General features: G+C 74.3%; 11 protein-coding genes and 1 pseudogene. 8 read left to right on the forward strand and 4 right to left on the reverse strand.

What is annotated here, in order from left to right:
* Position 1 precedes the first annotated feature (1 nt).
* Entirely contained in the window at positions 2 to 1,066 is a 1,065-nt protein-coding gene (gene yhjD, locus XF36_RS01715; RefSeq protein ID WP_082375722.1) for an inner membrane protein YhjD, read from the forward strand.
* 45 nt (positions 1,067 to 1,111) lie between these two features.
* Here yhjD and XF36_RS01720 read toward each other — a convergent pair whose 3' ends face one another.
* The 3 genes and pseudogenes from XF36_RS01720 to XF36_RS35400 all read right to left on the reverse strand — a co-directional run.
* Positions 1,112 to 2,647 carry a D-alanyl-D-alanine carboxypeptidase family protein gene (locus tag XF36_RS01720; protein ID WP_238589065.1) on the reverse strand — a complete coding sequence of 512 codons (1,536 nt, stop codon included), beginning with the start codon at positions 2,645 to 2,647 and terminating at the stop codon, positions 1,112 to 1,114.
* A gap of 252 nt (positions 2,648 to 2,899) precedes the next feature.
* Entirely contained in the window at positions 2,900 to 3,214 is a 315-nt protein-coding gene (locus XF36_RS01725) for an SRPBCC family protein (protein ID WP_238589066.1), read from the reverse strand.
* A 31-nt stretch (positions 3,215 to 3,245) separates the two neighbouring features.
* A pseudogene (locus XF36_RS35400) lies at positions 3,246 to 3,350 on the reverse strand (SRPBCC family protein); the annotation flags it as partial.
* A 193-nt stretch (positions 3,351 to 3,543) separates the two neighbouring features.
* Between XF36_RS35400 and XF36_RS01730 the strand changes: the two are divergent.
* Genes XF36_RS01730 through XF36_RS01755 form a run of 6 tightly spaced genes read left to right on the forward strand, consistent with a single transcriptional unit; the run spans position 3,544 to position 10,232 of the window.
* The gene (locus XF36_RS01730) at positions 3,544 to 4,692 is read left to right on the forward strand and encodes a BMP family lipoprotein (protein WP_082375101.1); all 1,149 of its coding nucleotides are present in this window, start codon (positions 3,544 to 3,546) and stop codon (positions 4,690 to 4,692) included.
* Positions 4,689 to 6,200, forward strand: a complete 1,512-nt coding sequence (locus tag XF36_RS01735) for an ABC transporter ATP-binding protein (protein WP_060710613.1) — start codon at positions 4,689 to 4,691, stop codon at positions 6,198 to 6,200. Before XF36_RS01730 ends, XF36_RS01735 begins: the two co-directional genes overlap by 4 nt.
* Positions 6,197 to 7,276, forward strand: coding sequence for an ABC transporter permease (locus tag XF36_RS01740; protein ID WP_020627201.1), 1,080 nt, complete (start codon positions 6,197 to 6,199; stop codon positions 7,274 to 7,276). The genes XF36_RS01735 and XF36_RS01740 overlap by 4 nt, the downstream gene beginning before the upstream one ends.
* Positions 7,273 to 8,508 (forward strand): ABC transporter permease, encoded by a 1,236-nt coding sequence (locus tag XF36_RS01745; protein WP_060710614.1) that lies wholly within the window; start codon positions 7,273 to 7,275, stop codon positions 8,506 to 8,508. The genes XF36_RS01740 and XF36_RS01745 overlap by 4 nt, the downstream gene beginning before the upstream one ends.
* A gap of 39 nt (positions 8,509 to 8,547) precedes the next feature.
* A complete protein-coding gene (locus XF36_RS01750; RefSeq protein ID WP_060714343.1) occupies positions 8,548 to 8,949 on the forward strand; it encodes a cytidine deaminase in 402 nt (133 codons plus the stop codon).
* Complete coding sequence (locus XF36_RS01755; protein ID WP_060710615.1) at positions 8,946 to 10,232, forward strand: thymidine phosphorylase; 1,287 nt, start codon at positions 8,946 to 8,948, stop codon at positions 10,230 to 10,232. The genes XF36_RS01750 and XF36_RS01755 overlap by 4 nt, the downstream gene beginning before the upstream one ends.
* 77 nt (positions 10,233 to 10,309) lie before the next feature.
* Here the strand turns inward: XF36_RS01755 and XF36_RS01760 are convergent, their stop codons facing one another.
* Positions 10,310 to 11,137: an enoyl-CoA hydratase/isomerase family protein gene (locus XF36_RS01760; RefSeq protein ID WP_060710616.1), complete on the reverse strand. Its 828-nt coding sequence runs from the start codon at positions 11,135 to 11,137 to the stop codon at positions 10,310 to 10,312.
* Between the two features lie 627 nt (positions 11,138 to 11,764).
* On the opposite strand from XF36_RS01760, the gene murJ reads away from it, so the two are divergent.
* Positions 11,765 to 13,330 (forward strand): murein biosynthesis integral membrane protein MurJ, encoded by a 1,566-nt coding sequence (gene murJ, locus XF36_RS01765; RefSeq protein WP_238589067.1) that lies wholly within the window; start codon positions 11,765 to 11,767, stop codon positions 13,328 to 13,330.
* Positions 13,331 to 13,474: the final 144 nt, after the last annotated feature.

Below are 13,474 nucleotides of genomic sequence, written 5' to 3' on the forward strand. Positions count from 1 at the left end.
GATGGCCGAGAACCGCGCCGCCACGATCGCGCACCGGCTGGAGACCGACGAGGAGGAGACCGACACCTTCCTCGACCGTCAGCGGGAGAAGCATCCGTGGCTGGACCACCTGGTGCGGGCGGGGGAGCGCTACACCGAGAACCACGGCGACCACTACGCCGCGGCGATCACCTACTTCTCGATCCTGGCGCTGGTGCCGCTGCTGATGGTGGGCTTCGCGATCGCCGGTTTCGTGCTGCGGGGGAACCCGGATCTGGTGGCGCAGCTGCGGGACGGCATCACCAGCGCCGCTCCCGGCGACCTCGGCCAGACGCTCGGGCAGGTCGTCGACACCGCGATCAACCGCGCTGGCGCGATCGGTGCGGTCGGGCTGATCGGTGCGCTGTACTCCGGCATCGGCTGGATGAGCAACCTGCGCGAGGCGCTGACCGAGCAGTGGGGTCAGCGCGACGAAGCTCCACCGATGATCAAGCGGCTCGCGTTCGACCTGCTCGCGCTGGTCGGTCTGGGGCTCGCCCTGGTGGCGTCCTTCGCGATCGCCTCGGTGACCGGGGCACTCGGCTCGTCGCTGCTCGGCCTGGTCGGGCTCGGTGACGTGGGCTGGGCCCGGTTCCTGCTCAGCGTCCTGTCGTTCCTGGTCGGCATCGGCGGGAACTGGCTGGTCTTCCTGTGGGTGATCGCGCGGCTCCCGCGCGAGCCCGTCACCCTGCGCAGCGCGGTGAAGGCGGCGCTGCTCGGCGCGATCGGGTTCGCCATCCTGCAGCGCGTCATGGTCGTCTACCTCGCGACCATCGGCGCCTCACCGGCCGGGGCCGCGTTCGGGTCGATCCTCGGTCTGCTCATCTTCATCTTCTTCACCTCGCGGTTCCTGCTGTTCGTGACCGCCTGGGCCGCCAGCGCCGAGGAGAACGACCAGGGTCCCCGCGACTTGCCCGCCCCGGCGATCATCCGGCCGCAGTACGTCGTCCGCGACGGCCCGGGCGCGCTGGCCTCGGCGGGCCTGCTGACCGCGGGCCTGATCGGTGGGGCGCTCGGCCTGCGGGCCCTGGGGCGCCGACGGCGCTGACCGGGCATGGCGCTGACCGGGTAGGGCGCTGCCCGGTTGCTGCGCTCAGCGGGTGCGGCCCTGGCCCGGGCACGGCGCCGCCTGCGGCACGGTGGCCGTCGTTCGGGGAGCGGCCGTCCGCGGGGCTTGTGGGGACGGGGCCCGGCGTACTCGCTTACCTGGTAAGCGAGTACGCATCAGGCGCCCCCGCGTCCCACGCCCGGCCCTGGGGGGGGGCGAGGCCGGCCAGAGTGGATTCTGGGCGGGTCCCGACGAACGTCCACCCGGTGAACGGTGCGTGGAGGAGAGTCCCCAGGTCGCCGGTGTGGTCCGTGCGTCCGCACGATCGGCGTCCGCGCCCGGGTCAACGACGCCGGCGCAGCCGCGCGGCCGCCAGTGCCCCGACGCCGGCGAGCGCGGCGACCCCGCCGACCAGCACCGCGGCCGGAACCGGCGGGGCGCCCGCGGGATCCGGGGCGTCGGTCGTCGTCGCCTCGTCGGTGCGCCCCGTCGCCCCGTCCGCGCCTCCGGACGCCGATGTCGTGCCGTCGGCGGCGCCTGCGGGGGCCGCGGCGCCGGGGGCGTTCCCGAGCCGTCGGCGGAACCGGTGGTGCCGGGCTCGACCAGCGTCCCGATCCCGGTGGCCGGGGCGCCGAAGCCCCAGTCCAGCAGGGCCCGGGCCTGGTCGACCATCCGCACCGGCCGTTGCTCGCCGCGCACCACGGCGACGACCAGGCGTCGCCCGTCGCGCTCCATCGCGCCGACGAAGGTGTGCCGGGCGGCGTCGGTGAAGCCGTTCTTCCCGCCGAGGAAGCCGGGGGTGCCGAGCAACCGGTCGTCGTTGCCGAGCAGGAAGCCGGGCTTGTCGGCGAACCCGGGGAAGGGGATGTTCCGGGTGGTCAGCGCGGCCGCGATCCGCGGCCGTTCCAACGCGGCGCGCAGCAGCAGGTTCAGGTCGTAGGCCGAGGAGGACATCCCCGGGCCGTCGAGACCGGCCGGCGTCGCGGGGCGGGTGTCGAGTGCACCCAGGTCGGCGGCCTCCTCGCGCATCGCGGCCAGCGTCGCCGGGACGCCGCCCAGCTCGCGGGCCAGGGCGTTCGCGGCGTCGTTGCCCGAGGACAGCAGCAGCCCGTGCAGCAGCTGGTCGACGGTGTAGCGCCCGCCGGGGCCGATCCCGGCCCGGCTGCCGTCGACGTTCGCATCCTCGGTGGTGCCCACGACCACCCGGTCCATCGGCAGCCGCTCGTCGACGACCAACGCGAGCAGCAGCTTGATCGTCGACGCCGGATGTTCCCGCGTGTGCGGGGCGCGGGCGGCGAGCACAGCACCGGAGTCGAGATCGGCGACCACGTAGGACGCCACCCCCACGGGCGGGGGCGGCACCGGCCCGGCGTGGGCGTCACCGCAGCCGTCGAGCCCGCCGACCGCCGGCGACGGCACGGGCAGCGGGGCGACCGGCACCGCCTCCTCCCGTGCGGGCGGGCCGGGCGGGGCGTCCTGGCCCGGACATCCCGCCGGCGCGGCGACCGGCGCGGCGCCGGGGACGCCGGCGGCCGCGGTCCCGGGGTGTCCGAGCAGCGTCAGCACCACGAGCAGCGGCACCACCACGAGGAGCGCGAGCGGCGCGGCACGACATGCACGTCCTGGGGAGGCGGTCACCGGTGCAGCATGGCCCACCGCCGCACGTCGTCGCACCGGGCCGCCGGGGACCGGCACCCCGCGCCGCGGCCTCGGACCATGATCGCCAGGAGTCGAGCGCCCTGGCGAGTGCACTGCGTCCCGCGCTCCATTCCTGGCGATCATGCCCGGCCGCCGGTCGTGGCCAGTGCCCAGCCCTGTGCCCAGTGGCCAGGGTCACTGCTCGACGATCTCCTTGACCCGGTCCAGGCTGCGCTCCAGCCCGTCGCGCATCAGGGTCTCGCGGTCGCGGCCCAGGATCCCGCTGCGCTGCAGCAGCCGTACCGGCAGCGTCGCCTCCCCGACCTTCTCCCGCCAGGCGACGACGGTCGTCGCCCCGTCGCCCGCAGGCTCCAGGATCCAGCCCCAGGCCGTCCGCGACTCGGTCACGACGAAGGTGAACCGGTGCGGCGGCTCGCACTCGGTGACCCGGCAGTGCGTCGACCAGCGGATCCGGCCGTGCCGGTTGCCGCCGGTGAACCGCGCGCCCACCGCGGGCCCGGTCGCGTCGCCCCGCCACCGCCCCCCCGGTGGCCTCCGGGCTCCACTCACCTGCTCGGGTGATGTCGGAGACCAGCTCCCACACCCGCTCCGGTGGCGCCTGCACCGTACGTTCCGCGCGATCCATCGATCCTCCTCGACGACAGCGGTCACCTCCCGGTACAAGATCGTCCGGGTGCGCGGACGGTACCGTCCGTCAACCGCTCGACGATTCCGCGTCACGGCCGTGTTTCGAGTTCTGCCGAAACCGTTGTCCAGCAGTTACGGTCCCGTCCGGACACGCGCCGCCGACCGGTGGCGCCGGAGGGGGAGGACACCTCGTGCGGATCAACCAGCGCATCGGAGGCAGGGGCCGGTACGCGACCGCGATCGCGCTCGTGGCCGCGGCGGCACTCACGCTCGCGGGCTGCGCGCGCGACACCGGCGGGGGCGGCGGGGCCCAGGCCGGGGAGTGCGAGCGCGTCGCGCCGCCGTCGGTCCCGGCCGCGTCGGCCCAGCCGGCGCCGGAGGCCCCGAAGGCGGACGCGAGCCGGCTGAAGGTCGGACTCGCCTACGACATCGGCGGCCGCGGCGACGCCTCGTTCAACGACGCTGCTGCCGCCGGGCTCGACCGCGCCGTCGCCGAGCTGGGGCTGCAGAAGGCCAACACGCGCGAGGCGACCGCCCAGGCGGGCGAGAGCGAGGACGCCGGCACCAACCGCCTGCGCCAGCTCGCCCAGAGCGGGTTCAACCCGATCATCGCGGTCGGTTTCAACTACGCCACCGGCGTGAAGACCGTCGCGACCGAGTTCCCGAACGTCCAGTTCGCCATCGTCGACGACGACACGGTGGAGCTGCCGAACGTCAAGCCGCTGGTCTTCGCCGAGGAGCAGGGCTCGTTCCTGGTCGGTGCCGCGGCGGCGCTGAAGACCTCGACCTGCAAGGTCGGGTTCATCGGCGGCGTCGACAACCCGCTGATCCAGAAGTTCGACGTGGGCTACGCGCAGGGCGCCGAGGCCGTCGCGCCGAGCATCGACGTCGAGTCGGCCTACATCTCCCCGGCGGGTGACTTCACCGGCTTCAACGACGCCACCCGCGCCACCGAGATCGCCTCCGGCCAGTACGACGGCGGTGCCGACATCTCCTTCGCCGCGGCGGGCCAGTCGAACCAGGGTGTCTTCGCCGCCGCGCAGACCGCGCAGCGCAAGGCGATCGGCGTCGACTCCGACCAGTACAACTCCCCGCAGCTGACCCAGGTCCGCGACACGATCATGACGTCGATGATCAAGCGGGTCGACGTGGCGGTCTACGGCTACGTCAACGCGGTCGCGGGCAACACCGTCGCCCAGCTCCCGGCGCGGTTCGACCTCGCCAACAACGGTGTCGGCTACTCCACCTCCGGAGGCCAGGTCGACGACATCGTCCCGCAGCTCGAGGCGTACAAGGCCGCGATCATCGCCGGACAGATCGACGTCAAGTCCACGAAGTGACCGACGAGCGCCACGCGGTCGAACTGCGCGGGATCACCAAGCGGTTCCCCGGCGTCGTCGCGAACGACGGCGTGGACCTCACCGTCGCCCACGGTGAGGTCCACGCCCTCTGCGGCGAGAACGGGGCCGGCAAGTCGACCCTGATGAAGATCGTCTACGGGATGCAGACGCCCGACGATGGCACGATCGTCGTCGACGGGACGGACACGCACTTCCGCAGCCCCGCCGACGCCATCGCCGCGGGGATCGGGATGGTCCACCAGCACTTCATGCTGGCCGACAACCTGACGGTCGCCGAGAACGTGCTGCTCGGTGCCGAGCGCCTGCACGGCATCGGGAAGGCGGCCCGCGCGCGGATCGCCGAGCTGTCCGCGACGGTCGGGCTCGCCGCCCGGCAGGACGCGCTCGTCGAGCACCTCGGCGTCGCCGACCGGCAGCGCATCGAGATCCTCAAGGTGCTCTACCGCGGTGCCCGCACGGTGATCCTCGACGAGCCGACCGCGGTGCTGGTCCCGCAGGAGGTCGACGAGCTGTTCGCGACCGTGCGCGCGATGCAGGGCGACGGCTACACGTTCCTGTTCATCTCGCACAAGCTCGACGAGGTCCGCGCGGTCGCCGACCGGATCACCGTGATCCGGCGCGGCCGCACGGTGGGGACCGCGGACCCGCGGACCGTCACCAACCGCGAGCTGGCGGAGATGATGGTCGGCTCGGAGCTGCCCTCGCCGGAGACCCGCGACTCGACCGTGACCGATCGAGAGGTGCTGCGCGTCGAGGGGCTGGGACTGCCGAGCACGGACGGCGGCCGCGACCTGCTCGACGGCGTCGACCTCGTCGTGCACGCCGGTGAGGTGCTGGGCATCGCCGGCGTCGAGGGCAACGGCCAGACCGAGCTCGTCGAGACGGTCATGGGCATGCGCAGGCACGCCCGTGGCCGGGTGCTGCTCAACGGCACCGACATCTCGGCGGCGTCGACGATGTCCCGCCGCGAGGCCGGCATCGGCTACGTCCCCGAGGACCGGTCGCGCCACGCCCTGCTCGGCGAGCAGCCGCTGTGGGCGAACCGGATCCTCGGGTTCCAGTCCCGGCCGCCGATCGCCCGGCGCGGGCTGCTGGACACCGCCGCCGCGCGCACCGACACCGAGCGGATCGTGCGCGACTTCGACGTCCGCACCCCCGGCATCGACGTCATGGCCGCCGCGCTGTCCGGCGGCAACCAGCAGAAGCTCGTCGTCGGACGGGAGCTGTCCGGCGACCCGGTGCTGCTCATCGCGGCCCACCCGACCCGTGGCGTCGACGTGGGTGCGCAGGCCGGGATCTGGGCCGAGCTGCGTCGGGCCAGAGCCGCCGGGCTCGCGGTGCTGCTGGTGTCGGCCGACCTGGACGAGCTGATCGGCCTGTCCGACACCCTCGCCGTCATCTCCGGCGGGCGGCTGGTCGGCACCGCCGATCCCGCGACCGTGACCCCCGAGGAGCTGGGTACCAAGATGACCGGAGCAGCCACGTGAGCCGGCTGCGGGGCGCCGTCGTCGCGCCCGTACTGGCGATCGCGGTCGCCGCCCTGCTGTGCGGGGTCGCGTTGGTGATCAGCGGGGCGTCGCCGTGGACGGCGGTCACGACCATCCTCGGGCAGGTCGGGTCGGGCACGGTCGTCGTGGACACCGTGAACTCCGCCGCCGTCTACTACCTCGCCGCGCTGGCCGTCGCGATCGGCTTCCAGATGCGGCTGTTCAACATCGGTGTGGAGGGCCAGTTCCGGGTCGCCGCCTGCGTCGCCGCGATCGTCGGCGGGACGGTGGCGCTCCCGCCGGTCCTGCACACCGTGCTGATCATGGTGGTGGCGCTGCTGACCGGTGCGGCCTGGGTCGCGATCCCGGCGCTGCTCAAGGCCTACCGCGGGGTCTCCGAGGTCATCTCGACGATCATGCTGAACGCGATCGCCACCGGGCTGATCGCCTACCTGATCCGCGCCGAGACCTTCGGCGAGCTGCGGGGCAACAACATCACCACCCCGCCGATCCCGGAGTCGGGCTGGTTCCCCGGCATCGGGGTCGGCAACGGCGAGATCTTCGGGATGGTGTTCGTCGCCGCCGCGCTGGGCGTGGGCTACTGGTTCCTGCTCGGGCGCACCCGGTTCGGCTTCGAGCTGCGCGCCTCGGGCGAGTCGGCGACGGCCGCCGCGACCGGCGGGGTGAACGCGCGCCGCACGATCGTCGTCGCGCTGCTGCTCTCCGGCGCCGTCGCCGGGCTGGTCGGGCTGCCCGAGCTGCTCGGGCGCGACCACGCCTACACGCTGTCCTCGCCGCAGGGCTACGGCTTCACCGGCATTGCGATCGCGCTGCTGGGACGCAACCACCCCGTCGGCATCGCGCTGGGCGCGCTGCTGTGGGCGTTCCTGGACAAGTCCGCGGTGGCGCTCGACGTCGTCGGCATCCCGCGGGAGATCGTGCTGATCATGCAGGGCCTGATCGTGCTGTCGGTGGTCGTCGCCTACGAGATCGTCCGCCGGGTCGAGCGGCGGGCCGAGCAACGGCGGGTCGCCGCCGCGGCTCCCGCACCGCAACCCGCGGAGGTGTCGTCGTGACCGCGGTCCTGGAACGTGCGCGGACCCTGCCCGGCTGGGCCCGGTCGGCGCTGATCGCGGCGGCGCTCGTCGCGGTCCTGGCGATCACGGTGACGCTGACCGGCCAGACCCAGTTGACCTCCGGCGGCACCGCGTCCGCCGCGGTCCGGCTCGGGCTGCCGATCCTGCTCGCCGGCCTGGGCGGCCTCTGGGCCGAACGCGCCGGGATCATCAACATCGGCCTCGAGGGCATGATGGTGCTCGGCACCTGGGGCGCGGCCTGGGCCGGCTACCAGTGGGGCCCGTGGGCGGCGATGCTCGGCGGGCTGGTGTTCGGCGCGCTCGGCGGGCTGCTGCACGCCGTCGCGACGGTGACGTTCAACGTCAACCACATCGTCTCCGGCGTCGCGATCACCCTGCTCGGGACGGGCCTGACGAAGTACCTGGCCACGCTGGTGTTCACGCCGGTCTCGCAGAACCCGCGCCAGTCCCCGCGGCTGCAGGGGTTCACCGAGTTCTCGATCCCCGGGGTCTCCGACGGCCTCGCGGCGCTGCAGGCCCAGCAACGGGTGTTCGTCTCCGACCTCGCCGGGCTGCTGTCCGGGCTGGTCACCGGCCTGACGCCGATCCTGATCATCGGGGTCGCGCTGGTCCCGGTGAGCTACCTCGTGCTGTGGCGGACGGCGTTCGGGCTGCGGCTGCGCAGTGCGGGCGAGTCGCCGGTGGCCGCGGAGTCGCTCGGGGTGAACGTCGTGCTGCACAAGTACATCGCCGTCACGATCTCCGGCGCGCTCGCCGGGCTCGGTGGCGCGGCGCTGGTGCTCAACCCCGGCCAGCTCGGCTACCTGGAGAACCAGGTCGGCGGCCGCGGGTACATCGGTCTCGCCGCAATGATCTTCGGCAACTGGCGGCCGGCCGGGCTGCTCGTCGGCTCGGCGCTGTTCGGCTACGTCGACGGCCTGCAGCTGCGTGCCGGGGGCGAGGCGGTGCACGCGCTGCTCTACGGCGCGACGCTGGTCGCGGTCGTCGTCGCGGTGCTGTGGGCGATCCGCCGGATGTGGACCGCCGCCGCCGTCGCGCTCGTCGCGGGGCTGCTGGTGTACGCGATCTACTGGTCGGTCGACACCGTGCCGAGCGAGTTCGCCTCCTACGCCCCGCAGCTGGTGACGCTGATCGTGCTCGCGGCGGCCTCGCAACGACTACGGCCACCGGCCCGGCTCGGCGAGCCGTACCGGCGCGGGGAAGGACGCTAGATGGCAGGTGGGGGACCGTCCGGAGCGGGCGCGGACATGATGCGGCCCGACGCGCCCGTCCCGGACTGGGACGCCCTGCGGGCCGCCGCGGTGCAGGCCGCGGCCTGGGCCTACGCGCCCTACTCGCGGCTGCACGTCGGCGCGGCCGCGCTCGTCGACGACGGGCGGGTCGTCACCGGCTGCAACGTCGAGAACGCCTCCTACGGCCTCGGCGTCTGCGCCGAGGTGACCCTCGCCGGGCAGCTGCGCCTGTCCGGCGGCGGGCGGCTGCTCGCGGTCGCCTGCCGCTCCGGCGACGGCGATCTGCTCATGCCGTGCGGCCGCTGCCGCCAGGTGCTCCACGAGTTCGGCGGCGCCACCCTGCTCTGCGACACCCCGCGCGGCGTGCTGCCGTTCACCGAGGTGCTGCCCGACGCGTTCGGCCCGGAGGACCTGCCATGAGCTTCTCCGCGGTCGAGGTCATCGCCGCCAAGCGCGACTGCCGCACGCTGTCGAAGTCCCAGATCGACTGGGTGGTCGACGCCTACACCCGTGGCGAGGTCGCCGACGAGCAGATGGCGGCGCTGGCCATGGCGATCCTGCTCAACGGCATGGAGCCCGGCGAGATCGCGCACTGGACCCAGGCGATGATCGACTCCGGTGAGGTCCTCGACTTCGGCGACGTCGGACGCCCGCTGGTCGACAAGCACTCCACCGGTGGCGTCGGCGACAAGATCACGCTGCCGCTGGCGCCGCTCGTCGCGGCCTGCGGTGCCGCGGTGCCGCAGCTGTCCGGGCGCGGGCTCGGCCACACCGGCGGCACCCTGGACAAGCTGGAGGCCATCCCCAGCTGGCGCGCGTCGCTGACCACCGAGGAGATCACCGAGCAGCTCCGCGAGGTCGGCGCGGTCGTCTGCGCGACGACGCCGACGCTCGCCCCCGCCGACCGGCGGCTCTACGCGCTGCGCGACGTGACCGGCACCGTCGAGTCCATCCCGCTGATCGCCAGCTCGATCATGAGCAAGAAGCTCGCCGAGGGCACCGGCGGCCTGGTGCTGGACGTGAAGGTCGGGTCCGGGGCGTTCATGAAGACCCGGCCGCGCGCCGGGGAGCTCGCCGACGCGATGACCGCGATCGGCGCCGCCCACGGTCTGCCGACCACCGCGCTGCTCACCGACATGTCCCGTCCGCTGGGCCGCTGCGTCGGCAACGCCCTGGAGGTCGCCGAGTCGGTCGAGGTGCTGCGCGGCGGGGGACCGGCCGACGTCGTGGCGCTCACCGTGGCGCTCGCGACCGAGATGCTCTCGCTGGCCGGCCTGCCCGACGCCGACCCGGCAGCGGTGCTGGCCTCCGGCGCCGCGTACCCGGTGTGGGAGCGGATGATCGCCGCGCAGGGCGGTGACCCGTCCGCGCCGTTGCCGGTCGCCGCGCACGTCGAGACCGTTCTCGCCGAGCGGTCCGGGGTGTTCGCGGAGGCCGACGCCCTCGCCGTCGGCACCGCTGCCTGGAAGCTCGGCGCCGGTCGCGCCCGCAAGGAGGACCCGGTGCAGGCGGGGGCCGGGGTACGGCTGCTGGTCGGCCCGGGTGACGAGGTCCGCGCCGGGACGCCGCTGGCCGAGCTGCACACCGACGACGCCGACCGGCTGCCCGCCGCCCGCGGGCTGCTCGCCGGGGCCGCGCTGCTGATCACCGCCGACCCGCCGCCGGAGCGGGACCTGGTGCTGGACGTCCGCCGGGGCGGCTGACCCGGCCCGTCCCCGTCCGGCACGGCGGCACCGGGCTGGTCCGGCGGGCCGAGGTCGCGCCGGGTCCCGCGCGGTCGTCACCGGCCCCGGTGGGTCGCCCGTCCGGGCCCGTCGGCGAGGAAGGAGGCCACCGCACCGCGCAGGTCCTCGCTCGCGAACAGCGGCCCGGAGACCTGGGGCAGCACCGCGTCGGCGGCGCGGACGCCGTCGCGCACCGCGGTCGACACGAGCTGCTTGGTGGCGGCGTGCGCGACCGTCGGGCCCGCGGCGAGACGACGCGCGTACTCCCGGGCGGCCTCGGCGAACCCCTCGTCGGGCAGTACCCTGTTGACCACGCCCCACTGCTCCAGCCGGGCGGCCGGATACCGCTCACCGCCGAACACCAGCTCCTTGGCCCGGGTGGGGCCGGCGCGCTCGGCGAGCCGCTGCGGGCCGCCCATCGAGGGCGTGAGCCCGACGACGATCTCGACCAGCCCGAACGACGCCTGCTCGGCGGCGACGATCAGGTCGCAGGCCAGGGCCAGCTCGAAGGCGGCGGTCAGGGTCAGGCCGTGCGCGGCGAACACCGTCGGTACGGGCAGGTCCTCCAGGGTCTGGGCGAGCCGGATCAGCCGGGCCCACAGCGCGGTGCCCTCCCCGACCGGGTCGGGACCCTCGGCGATGTCGCGGAACGCCTCCACCTGCACCCCGGCCGACACCACGCGGCCGCGGGCCTCCAGGAGCACGGCGCGGGCGCGGTCGGGGCGGCCGGCCGCGGTCAGCGCGACCAGCTCGGCCACGGCCCGCTCGAACCGGGCGAAGACGGACTCGTCGAACAGGTTGAGCGGCGGACGGTCGAGGACGACGACGGCGACGTCGCCGTCGCGCTCGACACGGACGGGGGCGGCGGGTGCGGGAGTGGTCACCGGGCCATCCTGCGTCGCGGCGACGCACGGTGCGGCCCCGGCCCGCCTCGCGTGGGCCGCGACACGCCCGCGGCTGCGCCGTGCCGCCGGGCGGGTGCGCCCACCGGTGGGTGACGGCGCAGGACAGGACGGCACAGGACGGCGCAGGACGGCACGGGACCGGGCGGGCGTCGGCACGACGATTCCGATCCGGCACGATGGACCACGATGCGTGAGGACCGACGAGCGGCGGAGCGGGCGCCCCACCCCGCGGTGGTACGGCACGAGCCGCTGCCCCGACCGGTGATGGGCGCGGACCCCCGACGGACCCCGCGGACGCCTCCCGAGGGCGCCGCCGAGGTGACCCGTCCGCTCGGATCCGGCCGGGTCCCCGACCCGGGGGAGCCGACGACCCCACTGGGACCGGTCGCCGACCCGAGCTCTCCTGCCGGACCGACGGGTGGCCGGCCCCAGGCGCCCCCGAACGGCGCCGCCGTGGGCCCGGGAACGCCGTCGAACGGCACCGCGTCGGCCAGGGACACTCCCGGGGACGGGGCACCGGTCCCGTCGACACCCGCGAACGGCTCCGCCGCCTCGACGCCGTCCGGCGGCACGGAGAGCACCGGGTCGCTCGTCCGCTCCTCCGGCATGATCGCGATCGCGAGCCTGGTCAGCAGGATCACCGGCTTCGTCCGCAACCTCGCGCTGGTCGCGGTGCTGGGCTTCGCGATCGTCAACGACTCCTACACGATCTCGAACACGCTGCCGAACATCGTCTACGAGCTGCTGCTCGGCGGGGTCCTGACCAGCGTGATGATCCCGGTGCTGGTCCGCGCCCAGTCCGAGGACGCCGACGGCGGCGAACGGTTCACCCGACGGCTGCTGACCGTCGTCGGGGCCGCGTTGCTGGTCGCGACCCTGATCGCGATGGCCGCCGCCCCGCTGCTGACCAGGCTCTACCTCGGTTCGGGGGACAACGGGCAGGCCAACCCGGCGCTGGCCACGGCGTTCGCCTGGTTGCTGCTGCCGCAGATCTTCTTCTACGGCATCGGTGCGTTGCTCGGCGCGGTCCTCAACTCGAAACAGGTGTTCGGGCCGTTCGCCTGGGCGCCGGTGCTCAACAACGTCGTCATGCTGGGCGTGCTCGTGGTCTACGTCCTCGTGCCGGGGGAGATCTCGGTCGACCCGGTCCGGATGGGCGACCCGAAGCTGCTGGTGCTGGGCATCGGGACGACGCTCGGCATCGTCGTGCAGGCGCTGGTGCTGATCCCCTTCATGCGCAGCATCGGGTTCCGCTATCGCCCGGTGTGGGGATGGGACCCACGGTTGTCGCTGGCCGGCGGGATGGCCCTGTGGATCGTCGCCTACGTGCTGGTCGGGCAGGCCGGCTACATCGTGACCACCCGGGTCGCCGCCTCGGCGTCCGAGGGGTCGGTCGCGACCTACATGAACGCGTGGCTGCTGCTCCAGGTCCCCTACGGCGTGCTCGGTGTGTCGCTGCTGACTGCGCTCATGCCGCGGATGAGCCGGGCCGCGGCGAAGGGCGACGTCGACCAGGTCGTCACCGATCTCTCGCTCGGCGCCCGCCTGTCCACCGTCGGGCTCGTGCCGATCGCGGCCGTCATGACGGCGTTCGGCCCGGCCCTGGGCACCGCGCTGTTCTCCGTCGGTGCGGGCAGCGGGGCCGGGGCCGAGCGCCTCGGCCAGGCCGTCGCATGGTCGGCGTTCGGGCTCCTGCCCTACGCGGTCACCATGCTGCAGATGCGCGTGTTCTACGCGATGACCGACTCCCGCACCCCGACCCTGATCCAGGTCGGCATGGTCGGGGTCAAGATCCCGCTGCTGCTGGCGTGCCCGCTACTGCTCCCGCCGGAGCAGGTCGTGCTCGGCCTCGCCGCGGCGAACGGGCTCTCGTTCGTCGGCGGCGCCGTGCTCGGGCAGTGGCTGCTGCGTCGTCGCCTCGGCCGGGCCCGCTCCGGCGAGGTGCTGGCCTGCCTGGCGAGGGTGGCCCTCGCCTCGGCCGCCGCTGCCGTCGTCGCCTGGGGGATCACCCGGCTCGTGGAACCGGCGCTCGCGGACTGGCCGGACGTCGCCCGGGCCTGGACGCTGCTGCTCGGGGGCACGCTGATCGCCCTGCCGCTGGCCGTGGTCGCGATGCGGGTGCTGAGGGTCCGGGAGCTCGACGCGGTCTTCCGGCGCTTCGCCCGCCGCTGACCCGGGGGCGGTACCCCCTTCCCCGGCGCGCCGTCGTCCCCGGCGCGCGTCTACCGGGCATGTCCCCGGCGCGTTCTCTCCAGTACGTCCCCCGCCGCGTCCCTCCGGTGCGCCTACGGCCGTGGCGCGGGGCCGGGTGCCGGG

Source organism: Pseudonocardia sp. HH130629-09 (assembly GCF_001294645.1).
In the GTDB taxonomy this organism is placed as follows: domain Bacteria; phylum Actinomycetota; class Actinomycetes; order Mycobacteriales; family Pseudonocardiaceae; genus Pseudonocardia.